General features: G+C 67.1%; 27 protein-coding genes and 2 tRNA genes. 15 read left to right on the top strand and 14 right to left on the bottom strand.

Going from position 1 to position 21784, the window contains the following annotated elements; genetic code table 11:
* The first annotated feature begins 43 nt into the window (after nt 1–43).
* Entirely contained in the window at nt 44–172 is a 129-nt protein-coding gene (locus tag PW734_07630; protein MDE1171060.1) for a hypothetical protein, read from the top strand.
* A gap of 13 nt (nt 173–185) precedes the next feature.
* Here PW734_07630 and PW734_07625 read toward each other — a convergent pair.
* Nucleotides 186–266: transfer RNA gene (locus PW734_07625), tRNA-Leu, on the bottom strand.
* 98 nt (nt 267–364) lie between these two features.
* Between PW734_07625 and PW734_07620 the strand changes: the two genes are divergently transcribed.
* Nucleotides 365–1309, top strand: a complete 945-nt coding sequence (locus PW734_07620) for a VTT domain-containing protein (GenBank protein ID MDE1171059.1) — start codon at nt 365–367, stop codon at nt 1307–1309.
* Between the two features lie 9 nt (nt 1310–1318).
* Here the strand turns inward: PW734_07620 and PW734_07615 are convergent.
* A tRNA-Arg gene (locus PW734_07615) sits at nt 1319–1392 on the bottom strand.
* A gap of 65 nt (nt 1393–1457) precedes the next feature.
* Nucleotides 1458–1661, bottom strand: a complete 204-nt coding sequence (locus PW734_07610; protein MDE1171058.1) for a hypothetical protein — start codon at nt 1659–1661, stop codon at nt 1458–1460.
* A gap of 40 nt (nt 1662–1701) precedes the next feature.
* Between PW734_07610 and PW734_07605 the strand changes: the two genes are divergently transcribed.
* The gene (locus tag PW734_07605; GenBank protein ID MDE1171057.1) at nt 1702–2262 is read left to right on the top strand and encodes a hypothetical protein; all 561 of its coding nucleotides are present in this window, start codon (nt 1702–1704) and stop codon (nt 2260–2262) included.
* Here the strand turns inward: PW734_07605 and rpiB are convergent.
* A complete protein-coding gene (gene rpiB / locus PW734_07600; GenBank protein MDE1171056.1) occupies nt 2255–2701 on the bottom strand; it encodes a ribose 5-phosphate isomerase B in 447 nt (148 codons plus the stop codon). The two genes, PW734_07605 and rpiB, sit on opposite strands and share 8 nt — an antisense overlap.
* A 27-nt stretch (nt 2702–2728) precedes the next feature.
* The gene (locus PW734_07595) at nt 2729–3244 is read right to left on the bottom strand and encodes a hypothetical protein (protein MDE1171055.1); all 516 of its coding nucleotides are present in this window, start codon (nt 3242–3244) and stop codon (nt 2729–2731) included.
* A gap of 60 nt (nt 3245–3304) precedes the next feature.
* Between PW734_07595 and gpmI the strand changes: the two genes are divergently transcribed.
* Together gpmI and PW734_07585 are read left to right on the top strand one after the other, a co-directional pair.
* A complete protein-coding gene (gpmI, locus tag PW734_07590; GenBank protein ID MDE1171054.1) occupies nt 3305–4873 on the top strand; it encodes a 2,3-bisphosphoglycerate-independent phosphoglycerate mutase in 1569 nt (522 codons plus the stop codon).
* Between the two features lie 32 nt (nt 4874–4905).
* Nucleotides 4906–5856: a hypothetical protein gene (locus tag PW734_07585; GenBank protein MDE1171053.1), complete on the top strand. Its 951-nt coding sequence runs from the start codon at nt 4906–4908 to the stop codon at nt 5854–5856.
* 2 nt (nt 5857–5858) lie between these two features.
* Here PW734_07585 and PW734_07580 read toward each other — a convergent pair whose 3' ends face one another.
* Both PW734_07580 and PW734_07575 read right to left on the bottom strand, forming a co-directional pair.
* Nucleotides 5859–6275 (bottom strand): hypothetical protein, encoded by a 417-nt coding sequence (locus PW734_07580; GenBank protein ID MDE1171052.1) that lies wholly within the window; start codon nt 6273–6275, stop codon nt 5859–5861.
* A 12-nt stretch (nt 6276–6287) separates the two neighbouring features.
* The gene (locus PW734_07575; GenBank protein ID MDE1171051.1) at nt 6288–7358 is read right to left on the bottom strand and encodes an A/G-specific adenine glycosylase; all 1071 of its coding nucleotides are present in this window, start codon (nt 7356–7358) and stop codon (nt 6288–6290) included.
* On the opposite strand from PW734_07575, the gene rnhC reads away from it, so the two are divergent.
* The gene (gene rnhC, locus PW734_07570; GenBank protein ID MDE1171050.1) at nt 7330–8268 is read left to right on the top strand and encodes a ribonuclease HIII; all 939 of its coding nucleotides are present in this window, start codon (nt 7330–7332) and stop codon (nt 8266–8268) included. The genes PW734_07575 and rnhC overlap by 29 nt on opposite strands.
* Nucleotides 8265–10355, top strand: coding sequence for an ATP-dependent DNA helicase RecG (gene recG, locus PW734_07565; protein MDE1171049.1), 2091 nt, complete (start codon nt 8265–8267; stop codon nt 10353–10355). The genes rnhC and recG overlap by 4 nt, the downstream gene beginning before the upstream one ends.
* On the opposite strand, the gene PW734_07560 is transcribed toward recG, so the two are convergent.
* Nucleotides 10356–10895 (bottom strand): hypothetical protein, encoded by a 540-nt coding sequence (locus tag PW734_07560; GenBank protein ID MDE1171048.1) that lies wholly within the window; start codon nt 10893–10895, stop codon nt 10356–10358.
* A 45-nt stretch (nt 10896–10940) separates the two neighbouring features.
* On the bottom strand, nt 10941–11471 hold the full coding sequence (locus PW734_07555; GenBank protein MDE1171047.1) for a hypothetical protein: 531 nt from the start codon (nt 11469–11471) through the stop codon (nt 10941–10943).
* Nucleotides 11472–11571: 100 nt separating this feature from the next.
* Between PW734_07555 and PW734_07550 the strand changes: the two genes are divergently transcribed.
* A complete protein-coding gene (locus tag PW734_07550; GenBank protein ID MDE1171046.1) occupies nt 11572–11745 on the top strand; it encodes a hypothetical protein in 174 nt (57 codons plus the stop codon).
* A gap of 32 nt (nt 11746–11777) precedes the next feature.
* Here the strand turns inward: PW734_07550 and PW734_07545 are convergent, their stop codons facing one another.
* Nucleotides 11778–11966, bottom strand: a complete 189-nt coding sequence (locus PW734_07545; GenBank protein MDE1171045.1) for a hypothetical protein — start codon at nt 11964–11966, stop codon at nt 11778–11780.
* A gap of 5 nt (nt 11967–11971) precedes the next feature.
* Entirely contained in the window at nt 11972–12709 is a 738-nt protein-coding gene (locus PW734_07540; protein ID MDE1171044.1) for a hypothetical protein, read from the bottom strand.
* Between the two features lie 85 nt (nt 12710–12794).
* On the opposite strand from PW734_07540, the gene purB reads away from it, so the two are divergent.
* From purB to purL, 4 genes are read left to right on the top strand one after another with little or no spacing between them, the layout of a single operon-like run.
* Nucleotides 12795–14117 carry an adenylosuccinate lyase gene (gene purB, locus PW734_07535; GenBank protein ID MDE1171043.1) on the top strand — a complete coding sequence of 441 codons (1323 nt, stop codon included), beginning with the start codon at nt 12795–12797 and terminating at the stop codon, nt 14115–14117.
* A gap of 2 nt (nt 14118–14119) precedes the next feature.
* Nucleotides 14120–14365: a phosphoribosylformylglycinamidine synthase subunit PurS gene (gene purS, locus PW734_07530; protein ID MDE1171042.1), complete on the top strand. Its 246-nt coding sequence runs from the start codon at nt 14120–14122 to the stop codon at nt 14363–14365.
* Nucleotides 14366–15079, top strand: coding sequence for a phosphoribosylformylglycinamidine synthase subunit PurQ (gene purQ / locus PW734_07525; GenBank protein ID MDE1171041.1), 714 nt, complete (start codon nt 14366–14368; stop codon nt 15077–15079). It begins immediately after the preceding gene.
* Entirely contained in the window at nt 15076–17331 is a 2256-nt protein-coding gene (gene purL, locus PW734_07520) for a phosphoribosylformylglycinamidine synthase subunit PurL (protein ID MDE1171040.1), read from the top strand. The genes purQ and purL overlap by 4 nt, the downstream gene beginning before the upstream one ends.
* 17 nt (nt 17332–17348) lie before the next feature.
* Here the strand turns inward: purL and rbfA are convergent, their stop codons facing one another.
* Nucleotides 17349–17732, bottom strand: a complete 384-nt coding sequence (gene rbfA, locus PW734_07515; protein ID MDE1171039.1) for a 30S ribosome-binding factor RbfA — start codon at nt 17730–17732, stop codon at nt 17349–17351.
* A gap of 62 nt (nt 17733–17794) precedes the next feature.
* On the opposite strand from rbfA, the gene proS reads away from it, so the two are divergent.
* Nucleotides 17795–19312 (top strand): proline--tRNA ligase, encoded by a 1518-nt coding sequence (proS, locus tag PW734_07510; protein MDE1171038.1) that lies wholly within the window; start codon nt 17795–17797, stop codon nt 19310–19312.
* On the opposite strand, the gene PW734_07505 is transcribed toward proS, so the two are convergent.
* Entirely contained in the window at nt 19309–19566 is a 258-nt protein-coding gene (locus tag PW734_07505) for a hypothetical protein (protein ID MDE1171037.1), read from the bottom strand. The genes proS and PW734_07505 overlap by 4 nt on opposite strands.
* Nucleotides 19563–20153, bottom strand: coding sequence for an SIS domain-containing protein (locus PW734_07500; protein MDE1171036.1), 591 nt, complete (start codon nt 20151–20153; stop codon nt 19563–19565). The genes PW734_07505 and PW734_07500 overlap by 4 nt, the downstream gene beginning before the upstream one ends.
* 19 nt (nt 20154–20172) lie before the next feature.
* Here PW734_07500 and PW734_07495 point away from each other — a divergent pair, with 19 nt between their 5' ends.
* A complete protein-coding gene (locus tag PW734_07495) occupies nt 20173–21273 on the top strand; it encodes an LptF/LptG family permease (protein MDE1171035.1) in 1101 nt (366 codons plus the stop codon).
* 1 nt (nt 21274) lies between these two features.
* The gene (gene bcp, locus PW734_07490) at nt 21275–21745 is read left to right on the top strand and encodes a thioredoxin-dependent thiol peroxidase (protein ID MDE1171034.1); all 471 of its coding nucleotides are present in this window, start codon (nt 21275–21277) and stop codon (nt 21743–21745) included.
* Nucleotides 21746–21784 lie beyond the last annotated feature (39 nt).

Raw genomic sequence — 21784 nt, 5'->3', positions numbered from 1 at the left:
GCCCGACGCTTCGCGGCTGGCATCCTTCCCGCAGGGTGAAGGAATGAGAGCCTTCTTCACCGACGATGAACAGAAACAACGCGGCGGGACGCTGACCTACGTCCTGCTCTGGCTGCTGGGCATCCCTTTGCCGATCCTGCTGGTGGTCGCCCTCCTGCGCGGCTGCAAGTAAGGGAGGGAAGGAGTGCCGGCGGTCGGACTCGAACCGACATGGATTTCTCCGGATGATTTTGAGTCAACTGCGTCTGCCATTTCGCCACGCCGGCGGCGTCCCATCCTTGTAAAGGATGGTACGGAAGGCGGCAAGGGTGGATATGATCCGGCCGGGCGTCTATATTGGGCGCAGGCGATCAGCCTGCCCTCTATGGACCCAGCCTCCCTGCTTTCCAACGTCACATACGCCGGACTCTTCTTTTGGGTGCTGGCGGAACAAGGGGGCCTGCCCATCCCCTGCTTCCCGATCCTCCTGGCGACCGGCACCTTCATTTCCTCCGGCCGCATGGGGCTGCTGCCATCCCTTTTGGCAATCGTGGCCGGATCATTGATCGCCGACTTCCTCTGGTTTGCCGTGGGGCGCTCTCACGGAGTGCATATCCTTCACTTCCTGGCGCGCCTTTCCTGGAAGCCGAACACCTGCGTGGCGAAGACGAAGGCGATGTTCAGCCGCCACGGGGCGCAGGTGCTTCTCTTCGCCAAATTCGTGCCGGGCCTCAACACGCTGGCTCCGCCTCTCGCGGGGGCGGCGGGACTGCCGGCGCGGCGCTTCATCGCCTTCGACATCGGCGGCATTTGCCTATGGTGCGCGGCGCCCCTCCTGGCGGGAATGGGCCTATGGAAGACGCTGCCGGACCGCTCTCTCTGGTTCGGCTTTCTGCGGGAGCACTTCGCGCTGATTTTCGCGGGGCTGGCCGTCCTTTTCCTGCTCTGGCGCTTCGTGCGGCGCCGGATCTACCTGCGCGACCTCCACAGGGAGATCCAGCGGAGCATCACGCCGCGGGAGCTGAAGTCCATGATCGAGCGGGGGGAAGACGTCGCGATTCTCGATATCCGGCACTCCCTGAACTTTCAGCGGCATCCGGTCCTGATCCCGGGGGCGCGCCACGTCCCCCACGATTTGCTGGAGCAGTACCTGGCCGAGGTGCCCCTGGAGCACGACGTGATCGTCTACTGCGACTGTCCCGGAAGCCAGGCCGCCTTTCACGCGGTGCGGCTGCTGCGCCAGCTGGGCGTCAAATCGCTGCGCGGGATGCGGGGCGGCCTGGAAGGATGGGAGGCGGAAGGATTCGAGACCGTGCCCGCCCAGGCATGAAGGGAAGAGTGCACCCGTTGGGATTTGAACCCAAAACCCCTGCCTTCGGAGGGCAGTACTCTATCCAATTGAGCTACGGGTGCGAGGGGAGGAGGGACTATCGCGACGGAAGCGCCGCACCGCAAGCAAGATCGCGCGGCCCCGCGGCCTAGCGGCGGAAGGCGTCGCTGGTGTCGACCCCTTCGTAAAGGGCCTCGCCCTTGGCCGTTTCCTGGGCGGGCGCGCCGCTGCGCCGGAAGGCCTGGCCACGGAGGCTCTCCATGAGTTCGGAGGCGTCCGCCGGGCTCAACTCGCCGTTTTTAACGAGGTCGGCGGCGTATCCTTCCAGTTTCTCGAAGGTCTCGGGCTTCATAGCATTGCCCTTTTACATCAAGAGGCTAAGGAAAGACACCATGTTCTCCCCGCCCCCCATCGATTTCTGGATGATCGCCGGGATGGTGATCCTGCTGCTGGGGCGGCAGGTGTTCTGGATTTTCATCTGCGGCCTGTGGGCGATAGCGGGGGCGGAGCTGGGCGCCGTGGCCTTCGCGGAACAGCCGGGCTGGCTCCAGGTGGGGGCGATTCTCATCGGCGCGATGACGGGGGCGCTTTTGGCGCTCTTCATCCAGCCGTTTGCCGCCGCCATCGCCGGGTTCTTCGCGGGCGGGTCGGTGTGCTACGCCATCGCGCAGCATTACCATTACGTCCCCGGCGCTTCCTACGCCTGGATTCCTTTCACGACGGGGGGGATCCTGGGGGCCCTGCTGATGCTGATCTTTTTCGACTGGGCGCTGATCGCGCTTTCCGCGGGCTACGGGGCGATGCTCATCGTCCAGCAGCTCCATCCCCGGCCCGATTTCACGCCGAATTTCACCGTCCCTCCCACGGCGGACGTGCCTCTCTTCGTCGGCCTGGCCGTGCTGGGAATGCTCTTCCAGGCGCTGATTTACAAGCGCGGCCTGGTGGTTAAATAGCGGGCTCGATCTGGGCGACGCGACGGGCATGGCGGCCGCCCTGGAAGACGGCGGCGAGCCAGGTGTCGACGATTTCCAAGGCCAGCTCGACGGAGACGGTCCGCTCCCCGATGGAGATGCAGTTGGCGTCGTTGTGTTCCTTTGCCCAGCGGGCGGTGTCCAGGGAGAAGCAGACGGCGCAGCGGATGCCGCGCACTTTGTTGGCGACGATGGCCTCCCCGTTGCCGGAGCCTCCCAGGACGATGCCCAGCTGCGCCTCCCCGCGGGCCACGGCCTCCGCCGTGGGGCGGATGAACACGGGATAGTCGCACGCCTCCTCGGAGTGGGTGCCAAAGTCGCGCACGGCATAGCCCTTGGCGGCCAGGTGGGCGCGGATCGCCTCCTTGTATTTGAATCCGGCGTGGTCGGAGCCGATGGCGAGGGTGGGAAGCGTCGACATAAGGACCCCGATATACGGGCCGCTTCCTTAGGGGGAAAGTTTATATTGCGCGCCCACGCGGGAAAGGACCTCGTCCGCGGCGTGGACGGAGCTTTCCTGCGGCGCGGCCTCCGCGGCGGCCGCGCGGGTGGAATAGACGCGGATGTACAGCTCCGTGTAGCGGGCGGGCGCGGCGTAGCTCTCCGGGATGCCGGAATACCAGCCGGGCTGGGAGGTCCAGGAAGTGCGGGGGCCGGCCACGTAGGGATTGGGGTAGAAGACGGGCGGCTCCGGCGCGCCGACCTGGAGGCGGCGGGTGGTGCCCTCGTTCCGCCGGACGACGACGAACCACGCTTTCCCGTGATCCCGGCAAACCTGGGCCGCACGGTAAAGGGCCAGGTCCCGCACTTCCTCATCCTTCATACCGCCGGAGTCGGTGAAGGCGACGCGGTAGAGGTTCTTTTCCACTGGGCCGTCCTGGTAGCCGCCGTAGCCGGTGTCCCGGCTGTACGGCGTCGCGCAGGCGGCAAGGAGCAAGGCGGCCAACAGGGTCAAGAGGCGCATATCCCTTAAGATATAAGAGTACCTTGCCATGCCAAACCGGAATCTTTACGGATGAAGGGGATGAAACGTCTCGTTGCCTTGATTATCCGCGACGGGTGGGGCGTCAGCCCGACCTCCCCGGACCGTTCCGAACCCCGCTTCCTGGAAGCCGCCCAGAAGGAGGGGAATTCCACCCTCCTGGCCAAGACCCCTTTCCACGACCAGCTTTACGCCACCTATCCCCAGAGCCGCCTTTCCGCCTGCGGACTGGACGTGGGCCTGCCGGAAGGGCAGATGGGCAATAGCGAGGTGGGCCACCTGAACCTGGGCGCGGGCCGGATCGTCTTCCAGGACCTGACCCGGATCAACCAGTCGATCAAGAAGGGGGACTTCTTCCAGAACGGCGTTCTGGTCCCCTTCCTGGAGAGCCTCCGCAAGGGGGGCAAGGCCCTCCACCTCTGCGGCCTTCTTTCCAACGGCGGCGTCCACTCCCACCAGGAGCACCTCCACGCGCTGCTCCGCGCGGCGAAGGAGCAGGGCCTCTCCCGCGTCTACCTCCACCTCTTCATGGACGGCCGGGACACCTCCCCCACCGCCGGCGCGGGCTACGTGGAAAAGCTCCAAGCGGAGATCGGCAAAATCGGCGTGGGCGCCATCGCCACGGTGGTGGGCCGCTACTACGCCATGGACCGGGACCACCGCTGGGAGCGGACCCAGCTGGCCTACGACCTGATGTTCTCCGGCGTCGGCAAGCCGGTGGACGACCCCGTCGCCGCGCTGAAGGAATGCTACGCGGAGGGAAAGACCGACGAGTTCATCCCCGCCCTGGTGGTGGCGAAGGAGCCGCGCCCGCTCATCGCCGACGGGGACGGCCTCCTCTTTTTCAACTTCCGCTCCGACCGCGCCCGGCAGCTCTCCCAGGCGGTCCTGGAAAAGGACTTCAAGGGCTTCCCCCGCACTGTCCATCCGGCGGTCACCTACATCACCCTGACCGAGTATGACGCGACCTACGGCGTCCCCACCCTCTTCCCTCCCCAGGGGATGACGAAGATCCTGGGCGAGGTGGTCAGCGCCGCGGGCAAGACCCAGGTCCGCATGGCGGAGACGGAGAAATACCCCCACGTCACCTACTTCTTCAACGGCGGCGTCGAGACGCCTTACCCGGGCGAGGACCGGGAAGTGGTCCCCTCCCCGAAGGTGGCCACCTACGACCTCCAGCCGCAGATGAGCGCGCCGGAGCTGACGGAGAAGGCCCTGGCCCGCATCCAGTCCGGCAACTACGACCTGATGATCCTCAACTTCGCCAACACCGACATGGTGGGCCACACCGGCATCCTCTCCGCGGCGGTGGAGGCGGTGGAGACGATCGACCGCTGCGTCCACCGCCTGCTGGAGGCGATCCTGGCCCAGGGCGGCTGCGCCCTGGTCACCGCCGACCACGGCAATTGCGAGCGGATGATCGCGGAGGACGGCACCCCCCACACCGCCCACACCACCAATCTGGTCCACTTCCTCTACGTGGGGGCCGATCACGACAAGGTCCGGCTGAAGGACGGCATCCTGGCCGACGTGGCCCCGACCCTCCTGGACCTGCTGGGCGTCCCCCAGCCGCCGGAAATGACCGGCCACAGCCTCGTCGAGCGGGTTTGACCCTGCCGCCCCGGGGCGGTATCCTTTAGGTAGTGAAGAAAGGCGCCCTTCCCCGCGCCGCGCGCTTCGTGCGCGCCGGGACGGCCTGTGCCGTTTTCGGCCTTTCCATTCTGACCGGACGGGCGGAAGAGGCCGCCCCCGCGCCCCAGGCTGCCCCGCCTCCGCCCAGCTCCCTCCAGCCGCCGTCAATGCCGACGCTGCTCCTGCCCGCGCCGGAGAGCGCCCCGGATATCCAGGCCCCCGCTGCCGCCGCCGCGCCGGAACAACCCGCCAAGGCGATGTCCAAAGACAACGACAAGAACTGGCTCCTCAAAGGCGTCCAGACCCAGCAGGCGCAGGAAAAGGCGGCGGCCGACCAGCTCCAGACCAACGCGGCGACCGCCGAGGCGGCGGGGCGCCTACGCGAGCCGGGCAAGTCCATCGACCCCCTGGCCCCCGTCACGCCGGGCGACGCCGCCACGAAAACGAACGCCGCCTCCAAGACCGGCTACAAGCCGCTCATCACCGGCCTGAACAGCGACACCTCCAAGCCCCTGCAGGAGAAAGACGGCCAGGCCAAGGCCGCCTTGAAGAAGGAGTCCGCGGCGCCCAAGGGAATCAATCCCGACCTGATCCGGCCGATCGATTTCGGCGAATTGGAAAAGCCGTCCATGGCGGCCAACGACATCACCGCCCCGAGCCCCTCGGCGGCGGGAACAAGAACTCTCGGCTCCGTGGCGATCAAGGTGCCGGAGGGCTCCATCGCCAATCCAGCCCTGCCCGCCATTCCCGCCCTGGCGGGATCGGCGGCGCCCACCGCTCCCGCGGTGCCCCAGGCGCCCACGGCCCGGACTTTATCGGGAACGACGCTCACCACCCCCCGCCCCATCGCGATGCCCGCGCCGGTCAAACCGATCACCCGCCCGGCGGCGCCGGCCCTACCCTCGATCCCGAGCCAGCCGCGGCTGGCCGACCCGAACGACGAGTGGTTCCACCGCCGCTAGGGCTAGGGCTCGACCTCGCCCGCATAGGGCTTCAGCGCGATGACCTGGAGCGGGATGCGGGCCACCATGGAATCGTCCATCATCACGTCCAGGGAGTATTGGCCCGGCGAGGCGAAGGGAAGCCCTTGGAGGTTGAGGATCAGGTTCCGGGAAAGGAAATAGAGCTCCTCCGGCAAGCGCACGTCCATTTCCATCCGCATTTCCGGGATGGAGGCGGCGCCGTCCGAATCGATCAGGCGGACGCAGAAGACGTGCCGCCCCTCGTCCGGAGCGCGGAAGAGGAGGCGGAGGGCCACGGCGCAGTGCGGATGGGCCACGGGGAACTGGTGCGCCATCAGGGTGTCAAACGCGCCCAGGACGCAGAGCTTGCCCTGGTAATCTTCCGCCGCGTCGCAGACCAATGCCGAGAGAACTTCCATGAGGGCCGTACGCTACGCGTCCGGCAGGAGGTCCCGCAAGCGCCGATGGGCGCTGGGCATGGAAAGGGCCTCCATCTCCGCACGGGAACACCACCGGCCCGGCGGAAGCGCCGCCCCTTTCTGGAAGGAGGCCTCCCAGGCGGTCAGGGTGACGCGGTATTTGGTGATCGAATAGAGGAAGGACGCCAGCTGCTTCCCCCGCGCCATGGTAGCGGCATCCCAATGGGGGAAGCGCCAGAAGCCGCCCAGGCGGCCCTTTTCCGGGGCCTGCTCGCACCACCACTTCCCTTTTTGGGCGATGACGGCGATCTCTTCCTCCCGCCGCTCCACGGCGCGCGGCGCCTTGTTCGGCAGGCGGCTGCCGGGAACCCGGCAGACCTTCCGCAGGGGGCAAAGGAGGCAGGAAGGGTTCTGCGGCGCGCAGACCAGCGCGCCCAGCTCCATGAGGGAGGAGTTGTGGTCGGCGCAGCGGGCGGCCTCCGGCAGGAGCGCCTCGGCGATGGCCCACATCCGCAGCTGCACGTCGCGGCGGCCCACTTCCTCCTCGATCCCGAAGACGCGGGCGAAGACCCGGATGACGTTCCCGTCCAAAAGGGCCGCCCGCTTCCCCAAGGCCAGGCTGGCAACCGCCCCCGCCGTGTAGGGCCCGATGCCGGGCAGCGCGCGCAATCCCTCCACTGTTTCCGGCAACCGGGCTCCCGGCAAGGCGGCGACGGCTTGGGCCAGCTTTTGCAGGTTGCGGGCCCGCTGGTAGTAGCCCAGGCCCTCCCATTGCTTGATGACTTTTTCCGGCGCGGCGGCGGCCAGGGCCCGCCAGTCCGGGAAGGCGCGGAGCCACCGCTCGTAATAGGGGATGACGGTGGCCACCTGGGTCTGCTGGAGCATGAACTCGGAGACGGTGATGGCGTAGGGATCGGCCGTACGGCGCCAGGGCAGGTCCCGCCGGACGCAGGCGTACCAGGCCGCCAGGTCCCGGTGAAAGGCGCGGACGACCTCCGGCGGCAAAGTGCTGGCAGCCGGGGAAGCGGGACGCTTTAATTTGCGGGAAACCGGCATGACGACGCCCAGCAGCTTCACCTTCACCCTCGATCCGGGTCAAGTCGCGAAGCTGCGCGAACGGCTGGAGGAACAGGGCTTCGCCTTTTCCGAGCTCCCCTACGGCCACTTCCGCGCCGAGCGGAAGGAGAAGAAAGTCGGCGTCCAGGCCTACCTCTCCGGCAAGCTCCTGGTCCAGGGGAAGGGCGCGGCGGAGCTGGTCGAGTTCCTCATCGAGCCGGAGATCGTCGGCGAGGCCCGCCTGGGCTACGACGCCGTCCACCACCCGGAGCATTTCGAGCCCCACCTGGGCATCGACGAGAGCGGCAAGGGGGACTTCTTCGGCCCCCTGGTCGTCGCCGGGGTCTACACGGACGGGGAGACCGCCCGGCGGCTCCTGGAGGCCGGGATCAAGGACAGCAAGCTCATCGGCAGCGACAAGCGGGCCAAGGAACTGGCCGAGGCGGTGCGGGAGATCGTCGGCCCCCGCTGCACCGTCATCACGATGAACCCGGAGAAATACAACGAGCTGCACGGGAAGTTCCGCAACCTGAACCGCCTGCTGGCCTGGGGCCACGCCACGACGATCGAAAACCTGCTGACCGCCATCCCGCACTGCCCGCGCGCCGTTTCCGACCAGTTCGCCAACCCGGCCATCCTCCAGCGCGCGCTGAAGGAGCGGGGGAAGAAGATCGAGCTGGTGCAGCGGACGAAGGCCGAGTCCGACGTCGCCGTGGCCGCCGCCTCCATCCTGGCCCGGGCCGAGTTCCTCCTGCGCCTGGAAAAGCTGGGAGACCAGATCGGCCGCGCCTTGCCGAAGGGGGCCTCCGCCGCCGTCCTGGCGCTGGCCAAGGAAATCCACGCCAAACAGGGGGAAGAGGCCCTGGCCCGCGTGGCCAAGCGCCATTTCCGCACCTTCGCCCAGGCCTGCGGCCATCCCCTCCCCGAGGCCGAATGAACGGCTCCAGCGACGACACCCCCCTGGCCGCCGTCTACGGCATCGGTCCGCAGCGGGCCGACCTTTTCGCCCACCTGGGTCTCCACACCCAGCGAGACCTTCTTTTCTACGTCCCCCGCCGCTACGAGGACCGGGCCCATTCCGTCCCCCTGGCCATGGCGGCGGAAGGGGAGGCGGTCACCATCCAGGGGCGAATCCTCCAGGCCCGGCAGAGCCGTTGGCGCGGCGGGCGGACGGTTTTTGAGGTGGTTCTCTCCCCCAGCGGGTCCTCCGTCATCCGGCCGGAGGATGCCCTCCACGCCATGTGGTTCAACGTCCACTACCTGCAAAAGCTGCTCGTTGCCGACAGGGAGGTGGTCTTCCACGGAAAGCTCAAGAAGGGAAAGAAGCACTGGACCATGGTCCACCCGGAATTCGAAATCGTGGAGCGGGACGACGAGGAATACATCCATCTAAGCCGGATCACCCCCATCTACGGCCTGACGGAGGGCCTCTCCCAGCGCGTCCTGCGCCGCATCCTCTACTACGCCACGCAGAAGGCCCCCCTGGACCTGCCCGATCCCTTCCCCGTCCCGGCGGAGCTGATGGGCCTGCCGGAGGCGGTGCGGGAGATCCACTTCCCCACCAGCTGGGAAAAGCAGCACCAGGCCCGCCAGCGGCTGGTCTACGACGAGTTCTTCCTCCAGCAGTGCGTCCTTTCCCGCCGCCGGATGAGCCGGGAGAAGGTCCGCCGGGAGCGCCAGGCCCCGTCCTCCGCGCTGGCCGCCGCCTTCGTCCAGAGCCTCCCCTTTTCCCCCACCGGGGCGCAGCAGCGGGTGATGGGGGAATTGGCGCGCGACCTGGCCCTGCCCACGCCGATGAACCGGATGCTCCAGGGGGACGTCGGCTCCGGGAAGACGATGGTGGCCGTCTACGCCATGCTCTGCGCGGTGGAGCGCGGGGAACACGCCGCCCTCATGGCGCCGACGGAAATCCTGGCCGAGCAGCATTTCCTCAACCTGCGCCGCTGGCTGGAGCCGCTGGGCGTCTCCGTGGGCCTCCATACCGGCTCCAAGAAGAAGGGGGACCGCTCCCCCCTGGACAGCGCGCCGATGCTGGAGAGCCTCTTCGGCGGCAAGGGGGCGATCACCGTGGGCACCCACGCGCTGCTCTACGATTCCTTCGCCGCCGACAGGCTGGGACTCATCGTCATCGACGAGCAGCACAAATTCGGCGTCATGCAGCGGCTTTCGCTGGCGCAGAAAGGGCGGCACCCGGACATCCTGGTCATGACCGCCACGCCGATCCCCCGCACGCTGGCTATGACGGTCTACGGGGACCTGGACGTTTCCATCCTGGACGAGCTGCCGCCCGGCCGGGGCCGGATCATCACCGCCTGCCGCTCGGAAAAGGACCTGCCGAAGGTCTGGAAATTCGTCCGGGAGGAGGTGGCGGCCGGCCGCCAGACCTACGTGGTCTACCCCCTGATCGACGAATCGGAGCGGGTGGAGGCCAAGGCGGTGCAGAAGGAGTTCGAACATCTCCAGGCGGAGCTTTCCCCCGCCGTCGTCGGCCTCATGCACGGGCGGCTCAAGCCGGAGGAAAAGGAGCGGGTCATGGCCCGCTTCCGCGCGGGGGAGATCCAGGTGCTGGTCAGCACGCCGGTCATCGAGGTGGGTGTCGACGTCCCCAACGCCACCATCATGGTGATCGAGAACGCGGAGCGCTTCGGCCTGGCCGCGCTGCACCAGCTGCGGGGCCGCATCGGCCGCGGGGGGAACAAGTCCTACTGCGTCCTCATCGGCCAGCCGCGCAGCGCCGACAGCTGGCGGCGGCTGAAGATCATGGAGGAGACGACCGACGGTTTCCGCATCGCGGAGGAGGATCTGCGCATTCGCGGCCCGGGGGACATTTTGGGAACCGACCAAAGCGGCCTCCCTCCCCTGCGCTTCGGCGATCCGGTGCAGGACTGGGAGATGCTGCGCCGCGCCCGGACGGACGCGGAGGCGCTCTTCCGGAAAGACCCGGCGCTCAAGAGCATGCCCGCCCTGCGCCGGCTCTTAGACCGGGGAGTGGCCGGGCATCACTCCCTGGCGGCCGTCAGCTAGTTAGCTGCGGTGCAGCAGCCGGTCCAGGAAGCTGGGCTTCTTTTCGGGCTCCACGGAGACGGCCTCGGCCCGGCGGGCCTGTCCGTTCATGGCGGCGGCCAGCTCCTTCCCCTTTTCCGTCTCGCGGAAAGCCCGGTAGGCGTCATGCCGCAAGTGGAGGAAAAGCGCAGCCTGGTCCCACAAAGGCAAGGTCGGGTATTGGAGATAGGCCTTGGAACCGTGGGGGTGCCAGGGCTCCTTGGCGTGGGCCCGCATGGTTTCCTTGCCGACGATCTCTTCGGCCTTTTTCGCAAGGAGTTGATGCGCGTCCACCACCGTCCAATCCGGGAAGTCTCCGCGGGAATCATAGACCGCCTTCAATAAATTGTGGGCCGCGGTATCGAGGCCGTCTGGATAGTGCCCCCCCGTCTGAATGCTCTCCTGGGCCGCCCCGATGGAGACCTCCGCCAGGGCGTCGGCCAATTCCCGGGGCTGGTTGCGAAGCCGGTTGGCTTCATGGGGCTCGGCAAAGCGAAGGGCGTAAGAGGCTTGGAATTTCATAAGGGGTGATTGGCTATGAGTGGCTAGCTGGCGGCCGTCAGCTAGTTAGCTGCGGTGCAGCAACCGGTCCAGGAAGCTGGGTTTCTTTTCGGGGGCGACGGCCTCGGCCCGGCGAGCCTGTCCGCTCATCACAGCGGCCAGCTCCTTCCCTTTTTCCGCGTCCAGGAAAGCCCGGTACGCATCGTGCCGCTGATCGAGAAAGTGCGAGGCCTGGTTCCACAAAGGCAGGGTCGGGTATTGGAGATGGGCCTTGGAACCGTGGGGGTGCCAGGGCTCTTCGGCGTGGGCCTGCATGGTTTCCCTGCCGACGATCTTTTCGGCCTTTTTCGCAAGGAGTCGATGCGCGTCGACCACCGTCCACTCCGGGAAGCCCTCGCGGGAATCATAGACCGCCTTCAATAAATTGTGGGCCGCGGCATCGAGGCCATCCGGGTGGCTCCCCTTTAGGATATTCTCCTGAGCCGCCGAGATGGAGACCTCCGCCAGGGCGTCGGCCAATTGCCGGGGATGGTTGCGAAGCCGGTTGGCTTCATGGGGTTCGGCAAAGCGAAGGGCACAAGAGGCCTGGGATTTCATGAAGGGTAATTCGGCTATCGGAGCGCCGTTTTCCCTAAAAAGCCCCACCTTGCCAATTTTCCCGGAACCCCTAGGCTAAGGGAAAAGGAGGATCCCCACCATGTCACCGACCAAGAAAAAACAGGGCGAGCATACGGGCGAAGGTTCCCGAAAGAACCAGCCGGTGGTGAAAATCAGCGAGACTCCCGGCCCCCAAAAGCCGGTCGAAGAGCTGGAAAAGGAATCCTTTCAGGCCAGCCGCAACGGGCGGCCTGCGCCGGAAAAAGACCTTTAAACGATAGAAAACCGCGGCAGGGCCGGGGCCTTTTACTGGCCCATCATGCTGCCGAGCGCCCCGCCCGTTTCCCAGGATTGGGGGCGGTTCCACGGAATCGTCGAGACGGGCTGGCCGCTGGCGTCGACGTCGTTGGAGGAGGCGCTGGCGGAGTCCCCGGAGCTGGCGCAGCCCACGGTAAGGGCGGCCAGGCAGGCGAGGCAAAAGAGGCGGAATTTCATTTCGGCTAGTCGAGGACGTCGTCCCCGGTTTCGATCTGGCCCTGGAGGGTGTTGACCTCGATGTCGGCCACGGCGGTGTTGGCCTCCGTGGAGACGATGCGGACGCGGCCGATGACCTGCTTGTTGCGGGAGACGATCAGTTCGCCGTTTTCCACCAGGCCGTCCTTCTCGCCGATGTTGAGGACGACGAAGTTCCAGTTCCGGTTGACGCTGACGATCTTCCCCATGATGCCGGGCGGCAGGGTGCCGGTCTTGGAGCGTTCCATGACGTCCTTCAGGCGGGAGGCCTCCGCGTTGGCTTTCTGGAGCTGGTCTTCGACTTCCCGGCGCTTCTTTTCCAGGTCGTCGGCCTTTTTCTTGGCCTCGGCCACGGCGGCCTTTTCGGCGCCGACCTGCTTTTCGGTGTCGGAAAGCTTGGCTTGGGCGGCGTTGGCCTTTTCCTCGGCGGCGGAGGCGCGGGTTTCCAGGTCGGCGGCCTTGGACTGGGCGTCCTTCAGCTGGGCCTGGATGCCCTGGTTCTTGGTCGTCAGGTCGGTGATCTTGCCGTTGGCGTCGGTCAGGCTGACCTGGACGGTCTTCAGGTCCTTGGAGGTCTTGGTGAGCTCCGTCTTGGTGGTGGAAAGGGAGGTCTCCGCCTGCTCACGCGCCAGTTCAGCCTCCTTCTTCTTGCCATTGGTGAGGAAGCCGAAAACGCCGGTAATAATCCCGCCCAATATGGCCAGGATGAGGAGGATGCGAACCATCTTGGCCGTGCTTATAATGTAAAAGCACCGTCCCGACAACCCAGGAGTTGATAAAATCGGCCCACACCCTAGCGTGGGCGGCTCGATGATCGAACGTTACACGCGCCCCGCCATGCGGGCCTTGTGGGAAGAAAAGACCAAGCTGGACCACTGGCTGGAGATCGAAATCCTGGCCGTGGAGGGCATGGCGCAGCTGGGCCAGATTCCCGCCGCCGACGCCCGCACGGTGCGAAAGAAGGCCGCCTACCGGATCGAACAGGTCCGCGAGAATGAGAAGCGGACGCAGCACGACGTGCTGGCCTTCCTGGAGGAAGTGGCCGTCCACGTCGGCCCCCCGGGCCGATGGATCCACCAGGGCCTGACCTCTTCCGACCTTCTGGACACCACCCTGGCCCTGCAGCTCCGGGCCGCCGCCGACATCCTTTTGGACGGCCTGCGCTCTCTGCGCCGGACGATCGCCGCCTCCGCCAAGAAGCACGCCTACGTCCCCATGATCGGCCGCTCCCACGGCATCCACGCGGAGCCCCTCACCTACGGGCTGAAGCTGGCCCTCATGTATGACGAGTTCGGCCGCGCCGAGGCGCGCCTGAAGGAGGCCCGGGCGCAGATCGCCGTGGGGAAGCTTTCCGGCGCCGTGGGCACGCACGCCCACCTGGACCCGCGGGTGGAGGCCTTCGTCTGCCGCAAGCTGGGCCTGACGCCCGCCGCTTTAAGCACCCAGATCATCCAGCGGGACCGGCACGCCCACTTCATGACCACGCTGGCCCTCATCGCCAGCAGCGTCGACCGCTGGGCAACGGAGTTCCGCCACCTTCAGCGGACCGAGGTTCTTGAGGTGGAGGAATACTTCGCCCCCGGGCAGAAGGGCAGCAGCGCCATGCCGCACAAGCGCAACCCGATCATCGGCGAGCGCCTCAGCGGCCTGGCCCGCCTGATCCGCGGCCATTCCGTGGCGGCGCTGGAAAACGTGGCCCTGTGGCACGAGCGGGACATCTCCCACTCCTCCGTGGAGCGGGTCATCTTCCCGGACGCCACCACCGCCCTGGACTACATGCTCTCCAAGCTGGACGGCCTGGTGGCCAAGCAGGTCGTCTACCCGGAGCGGATGCTCCGCAACCTGGAGCTGACGCGCGGCCTCTACGGCTCCCAGAGCCTGCTGCTGGCCCTCACCGACCACGGCACCCCGCGCCGGGACGCCTACGAGGCGGTGCAGGAAGCCGCCATGGCCTGCTGGAAGTCGGGCCGGCCCTTCGTGGAGCACGCGCGGGAATCGGCCGCCATCACGCGCCACCTCTCCGCCAAGGAGATCGCGGAGGCCTGCTCCCTCGACAAGCATTTCCGGCACGTCGCCGGGACCTTCCGCAAGCTCGGCCTCGGAACCCCCAAACCGCCCAAGAAAAAGAAATAGCCATGCCCATCGCCCGCATCATCGTCACGCCGAAGAAAAGCGTCCTGGACCCCCAGGGAGAGGCCGTCCGCCGCGCCATCGAGGCGCAGGGCCTCGTCGGCGTCTCCTCCGCCCGCGTGGGGAAGTTCATCGAGCTGGAAGTCGCCCAGGACGACGCGGAAACGCGCCGCTGCCTGGAATCGATCTGCCACGAGCTGCTTTCCAACCCCGTGGTGGAGGACTACTCCCTCCGCATCGAGGCGAAGTAAATGCGCTGGGCCGTCCTTCAATTCCCCGGCTCCAACTGCGACCAGGACTGCCTCCACGTCCTGCGCGACGTCCTTAAGCAGGACGCCCGCTACCTCTGGCACAAGGAGGAGAGCCTGCACGGCGCCGACGCCGTGATCGTCCCCGGCGGCTTCTCCTACGGCGACTACCTGCGCTGCGGCGCCATCGCCCGCTTCGCCCCCGTCATGGCGGCGGTGAAGAAGGCGGCCGCGGAGGGGATGCCCGTCATCGGCATCTGCAACGGCTTCCAGATTCTGTGCGAAGCGGGCCTCCTGCCCGGCGCCCTCCTGCGCAACCGCGACCTCCACTTCCGCTGCGAGACGGCCCGCGTCCGCGTGGAGCGGCCCGACTCCCTGGTCACCCGCCGCTACCGCACCGGCCAGGTCCTGGAGCTGCCCATCGCCCACGGGGAAGGCAATTACTACGCCGACCCGGCCACCCTGGCCGAGCTGCAGCACCACGGCCAGATCCTCTTCACCTACTGCGACGCCGACGGCAAGACCGTGCCGGACGGCCCGCTCAACCCCAACGGCTCCGCCCTCGGCATCGCGGGCATCTGCAACCGCGCCGGGAACGTCGTGGGCCTCATGCCCCACCCGGAACGCGCGGCGGAGCCCATCCTCGGCTCGGACGACGGCCTGGGCTTCTTCCAGTCCGTCCTCGACGCCGCCTCCGCCGGAAAGGCCCGCTCATGATCCAGGAACCCGCCATCACCCCGGAGCTCGTCGCCAAGCACGGCCTGACCCCGGAGGAATACCAGCGCATCGAAAAGATCCTGGGCCGCGCGCCGAACTGGACGGAGCTGGGCATCTTCTCCGTCATGTGGAGCGAGCACTGCTCCTACAAGAACTCCCGCCCGGAGCTCAGGCACTTCCCCACCACCGGCCCCACCGTGCTGGTGAAGGCCGGGGAGGAAAACGCCGGCGTCCTGGACATCGGAGAGGGCTGGGCCGTGGCTTTCAAGATCGAGTCCCACAACCACCCCAGCGCGATCGAGCCCTTCCAGGGCGCGGCCACCGGCGTGGGCGGCATCCTGCGCGACATCTTCACCATGGGGGCGCGCCCCATCTTCGGCCTCAATTCCCTGCGCTTCGGCGACATCCGGGGGGATTCCCCCGCCGCGCGGCACAACCGGCGGCTCCTCTCCGGCGTGGTGGGCGGCATCTCCCACTACGGCAACTGCATCGGCGTGCCGACCGTCGGCGGCGAGGTCCAGTTCGACGACTCCTACCAGGGCAACCCCCTGGTCAACGCCTTCTGCCTGGGCATCCTGCGCAAGGGGGAGATCCGCCTGGGGAAGGCCACCGGCATCGGCAACCCCGTCTTCTACGTCGGCGCGCGCACGGGCCGCGACGGTCTGGCCGGGGCCGCCTTCGCCTCCCGCGACCTGACGGAGGGCTCCAAGGCCGACCGCCCCGCCGTCCAGGTGGGCGATCCCTTCCTGGGCAAGCTCCTCTTGGAGGCCTGCCTGGAACTCTTCGCCCATCCGGAGGCCGTCGTCGGCGTCCAGGACATGGGCGCGGCGGGCCTGACCTGCTCCACCTGCGAGACCGCCGCGCGCGGCGGCGCCGGGATCGAGATCGACCTCCAATACGTCCCCCAGCGGGAGCCCGGCATGGTCCCCTACGAGGTCATGCTCTCCGAATCCCAGGAGCGGATGCTCATCATCGTCCGCAAGGGGCATGAGTCGACCGTCCGCGCCATCTTCGAAAAATGGGACCTTCCCGTGGCGGAAATCGGCCGCGTCACCGACGACGGCATCATGCGCGTGAAGGACCACGGCAAAGTCGTGGTGGAAATCCCCGCCCGCTCCCTGACGGACGAGGCCCCCATCTACCACCGGGAAGCCCGCATGCCCGACCACCAGGAGGAGCTCAACCGCTTTGACCCCTCCATGGCCCCGGAACCCGCCGACTACCGCGCCGCGCTCCTGCGCCTGATTTCCGCCCCCTCCCTGGCCAGCAAACGGTGGGTCTACCGCCAATATGACCACACCGTGCGCGTCGGCACCGCCGTTCCGCCGGGGAGCGACGCCGCCGTCATCCGCCTGAACCTGGACGGCAAACAGCGGTTCCTGGCCGCCACCGTCGACTGCAACGCCCGCTACTGCCTGCTGGATCCCCGGCGCGGCGGCCTGATCGCCGTGGCGGAAGCCGCGCGCAACCTGGCGGTGAGCGGCGCCGTCCCCCTGGGCGTCACGGACAACCTCAACTTCGGCAACCCGCACCACCCGGAGATCTTCTGGCAGCTGAAAGAGGCCGTGCAGGGCATCTCCCAGGCCTGCCGCTTCTTTGAAGTCCCCGTGACGGGCGGCAACGTAAGCCTCTACAACCAGTCTCCCGCCGGCCCCGTCGATCCCACGCCCACCATCGGCATGGTCGGCCTCATCGCGGAGGAAAAGCAGATCACCACCATGCCCTTCAAGCGGGAGGGAGACGCCATCGTCCTCCTGGGCGACTGGGGCTGGGAAATCGCCGCCACCAGCTACCTGCAGGAAATCCACGGCCACAAGCGCGGCCGCACGCCGGAGATCGACCTGGAGCGGGAGCGCCGCCTCCACCGGACGATCCTGACCCTCATCGGCTTCGGCTGGGTGCGCAGCGCCCACGACCTGAGCGAGGGCGGCCTGGCCCTGGCGGCCGTCGAGTCCTGCCTGGGCCTGCGCCGGGACCGCGCCCTGGGCGCCGTCATCGAGCTGCCGGAACATCAGCGCGCCGACGTCACCCTCTTCAACGAAAGCCAGAGCCGCGTCCTCCTCAGCGTGGCGGAGGAAAACCTCTGCCAGGTGCTGGAGCACTGCTCCGCCGCCGGGGTGCCGGCGTGGAAGATCGGGACGGTGGGCGGCCAGGAACTGGCCTTCCGCCACGGCGGCAGCCGGATGGCCTGGACCCTGGACGAGCTGGAAGAGGCCTGGGGCGGGACGATCGACCGCATCATGGCGGCCTAGGTGGCTTTAGGCAGGGATTAGCCCTGCTTCTCTTCGTCCGGGTGGATGGCCTGCTCGGCCTCCTTCTGGCGCTCGATTTCCTGCATCAGCTCCATCACCCGGTCGCCGCGCGCCTGCGCCTCGTCGAAGTGAAAGTGGAGCTTCGGCGTGAACTTCGCCCCGATGCGGTGGCCCAGGGCGCTCTGCCAGGCGGCCCGCGCCTTGTTCATGGCGGCCAGGATCTGGCCCTTGCCCATCTCCTGCTCGATCGCGCTCACGTAGACGTAGGCGTGCTTCAGGTCGGGGGAAGTCTCCACGCTGGCGATCGTCACGATCTGCCCTTCCAGGGAGGCCTCCCGCTGGATCAACGTGCTCAGTTCCCGCCGGATCACCTCCGACATACGATCGGTCCGTTCGCTCATATCCCTTACCTTATAAGCTGGCTTGAAATTGGCAACCGTCCCGCCAGTTTGATGCTTCCCTCATGAACGCCCCCGCCACCGCCATCACGCCGACCCGCTCCGCCGATTTTCCCGAATGGTACCAGCAGGTCATCACCGCCGCCGACATGGCGGAGAATTCCGAAGTCCGCGGCTGCATGGTCATCAAGCCCTGGGGCTACGGCATCTGGGAGCTGATCCAGCAGCAGATGGACCGGATGATCAAGGAGACCGGCCACAAGAACGCCTACTTCCCCCTCCTCATTCCCCTCTCCTACCTGGAAAAGGAAGCCCAGCACGTCGAGGGCTTCGCCAAGGAGTGCGCCGTCGTCACCCACCACCGGCTGGAAGCCGGCCCGGACGGCAAGCTGGTCCCCTCCGGCAAGCTGGCGGAGCCCTACATCATCCGCCCCACCTCGGAAACCATCATCGGCGCCGCCTACGCCCGCTGGGTCCAGTCCTACCGCGATCTGCCCATCCTCATCAACCAGTGGGCCAACGTCATGCGCTGGGAGCTGCGCCCCCGCGTCTTCCTCCGCACCACCGAGTTCCTCTGGCAGGAAGGCCACACCGCCCACGAAACCCAGGCCGAGGCGGAGGAGGAAACCGAGAAGATGCTGGGCGTCTACGAAACCTTCGCCCGCGAGCACCTGGCCCTCCCCGTCCTGACGGGCGAGAAATCGGCCAACGAACGCTTCCCCGGCGCCGTCCGCACCCTCTGCATCGAGGCGATGGTGCAGGACCGCAAGGCCGTGCAGGCGGGCACCTCCCACTTCCTGGGGCAGAACTTCGCCAGCGCCTACGGGATCAAGTTCCTGGGCCGGGACAAGAAGCAGGAAACCGCCTGGACGACCAGCTGGGGCGTCAGCACCCGCCTGATCGGCACCATGATCATGGCCCACAGCGACGACGACGGCCTGGTCCTCCCCCCGCGCGTGGCCCCCACGCAGGTGGTCATCATCCCCGTCATCCCGAAGGAGGACCAGCGCGAGGCCGTCCTGGACGCCTGCCATCAGCTGGCCGCCTCCCTCCGCGCCCAGAGCTACGCGGGCGAGGCCGTGCGGGTCGAAGTCGACGCGCGCGACCTGACCGGCAGCGCCAAGGGCTGGGAATGGATCAAGAAGGGCGTGCCCGTCCGCGCGGAGATCGGGCCCCGCGACCTCGCCTCCGGCAGCGCCTTCGTCGGCCGCCGGGACAAGGGAGCGAAGGAAAAGGCCTCCGTCCCCGTCGCCGAGCTGGCCGCGAACATCGCCGCCATCCTGGCGGAGATCCAAGGCAATCTCTACGCCCGCGCCGAGGCCCACCTGAAAGAGCACACGAAGCGGATCGACACCAAGGAGGAGTTCTACACCTTCTTCACTCCGCAGAACGCGGAGAAGCCGGAGATCCACGGCGGCTTCGCCCTCACCCACTTCGCCGGGGACACCGCGCTGGAAGAGCAGCTGAAGAACGACCTGAAAGTCACCATCCGCTGCATCCCCTTCGACAAGGGCGAGCCCGGCACCTGCCCCTTCACCGGAAAGCCGAGCGCCCAGCGCGTCGTCTTCGGGAAATCCTACTAGGACCCCTCGCCGGCCCGCGGCGTCACCTCGATGGTCGGCGCCGTCGGGGCAGGGGCGCTCTGCGGGGACAGGGAGGGCGCCTGCGGGCTGGCCGTGGGGGCCAGGGGCTGGAGTTCCTCCTCCTGGGCCTGCGGCTGATGAATGCCGTAGGCGGGGGCCAGATGGTCCAGCTCATCGCCGCGCTGGTGGAGGAAAAACCACAGCGCGGCAGCAAAGACCGCCAGCGACACCAGGTAATTCTTCCCCAAGCTCATGCCGCGGCGGGAAAGGCGACTTCGACGCACTCCAGGATGGAATGCATCGCCCACGTATGGAGCTCCTGGACGCGCGGGGAACCGCCGGGGGCGATCCAGGCGATGTCGGCCAGCGGGGCCAGCTTCCCGCCGTCCTTGCCCAGGAAGGCCAGGACCAGGATCCCCTTTCCCTTCGCCTCACGGGCGGCTTCCAGGAGATTGGCCGAGTTGCCGCTGGTGGAAAAGAGGACCAGAACGTCGCCGCCGCGGCCCAGGCCTTCCACCTGGCGGGAGAAAATCTTGTCGAACCCGTAATCGTTCCCGATGCAGGTCAGGGCGGTGGCGTCGGCCGTCAAGGAGATGGCGGGAAGGGAAACCCGGTTCGTCCGGTAGCGGCCCACCAGCTCCTCCGCCATGTGGAGGGCGTCGGCGGCGCTGCCGCCGTTGCCGGCGCAAAGAATTTTATTTCCGGCCCGCAGGGCGGCGACAACCGTCTCCGCCATCAGACGGACGGTGTCCAGGGTCTCGGCCAGGCGCCCGGCGGCGGCTTGCAACTCCCGCATCTGCGCTTCGACGATTGACCCGAACGGGACCTCTTCGCTAGCCATAATAGTTCGGGATCGTACCGTGAAGATTCTCCTGCGCTACCTTTTTGTTGCCCTCCTCCAGGCATTTATTTTCTGTGCGGTGGCGTGCCTTTTCCTGCCCTTCATCTTCGACCTCTTCAGCTCCCTCAACGAGTTCCTCCAGAACCGGAGCCAATACGACCTCCTTTTCAGCTACTACGAGGCGTTCTTCCCCTACATCCTGCCGATGGTGCTGCCGCCCGCGCTCCTCTTCGCCACGCTCTACACGCTGCTTTCCATGAACCGGACTAGCCAGCTGGTGGCCATGCAGGCGGGCGGGATCAGCGCCTTCACCCTCTTCACGCCCTTCCTGGGACTGGGGCTGGTGGCCACCCTCATTCTCTACGGCATCTCCCTGACCGTGGGCGGATCGGCCCGCGCCCGGCAGCGGGAAATCATGAACACGCTGCGGAACCCGGAGATCGCCCAGGGAATGCATCAGGCGCAGGTCTACCGCAACCGCGCCTCCCACCGCACCTGGTACGCGCAGACCCTCAACCCCCGGAAGAACAACGCCACCGGCCTCGACGTCGCCGACCAGGACGACGACGGCCGCGACGCGCAGAAAGTCTTCGCCCGCTCCGGCTCCTGGGACGGCAATTACTGGACCTTCCAGGACGCGCTGGTCGTCACGTATAATCCGGACGGCACCGTCGCCAGCCGCCAGATCTACGAGAACCTGCCGGAGCCCGACTGGCACGAGTCGCCCAAGGAGATGGTCCGCATCCTCCTGCGCCCGGACGAGATGACCGTGGCCGACCTGCGCCACACCCTGCACGACGGCGATGTGGAGGCTGCCCGCTCCGCCCCCTACCGGACGCGCCTGTGGGAACTTTTCTTTTCCCCGCTCATCGGCTTCATCCTCATCGGCTTCGCCTTGCCGCAGGGGCTCCAATACGGCCGCCGGGACGTGAGCTCGGGGGTCTTCAACGCCATCTTCCTGCTGCTCGCCTTCTACATCGTCTGGAACTTCTTCCTGGCCCTGGGGGCGGGCGGGCGCTTGCCCGCGCCGCTGGCCGTCATCATCCCCATCCTCGGCTTCGCCGGGCTGGCCCTCTGGCGGCTCGCTCCCCACGTCGGCTGGCGCCTGCCGGCCAAATAAGATGGCTTCCCAAAAAGTCGGCGGGAAAGCGCCCGCCTTCTCCGGCGAGACGCAGGACGGCGGGAAAATCTCCCTGAAAGACTTTGCGGGAAAGCCGCTCGTCCTTTTCTTTTATCCCAAGGACAACACCCCCGGCTGCACCGTGGAGAGCTGTGACTTCCGCGACCGGCACGACGCGCTCCTGACAGCGGGCGCCGCCGTCGTCGGCGTCAGCCCCGATCCGGTGAAATCCCACCAAAAATTCGCGGAAAAGTTCGGCCTGCCTTATCCGCTTTTAGCCGATGTGGAGAAGAAAACCTCCGAAGCCTACGGAGTCTGGGTGGAAAAATCCCTCTACGGCCGCAAGTACATGGGCATCGCCCGGACCACCTTCCTCATCGACCCGGCTGGGAAAATCGCCCGCATTTGGGAAAAGGTGAAGCCGGAGGGGCACGCCTCCGAGGTTTTGGCCGCTCTGAAAGACCTCTCTTAGCCTTCGGAAGGGCGGCTCGGCCTTGGGAATAGCCGAATT

This window comes from Verrucomicrobium sp. (assembly GCA_028283855.1).
Lineage (GTDB): Bacteria > Verrucomicrobiota > Verrucomicrobiia > Methylacidiphilales > GAS474 > GAS474.
This window is presented reverse-complemented; position numbering and strand designations above follow the sequence as displayed.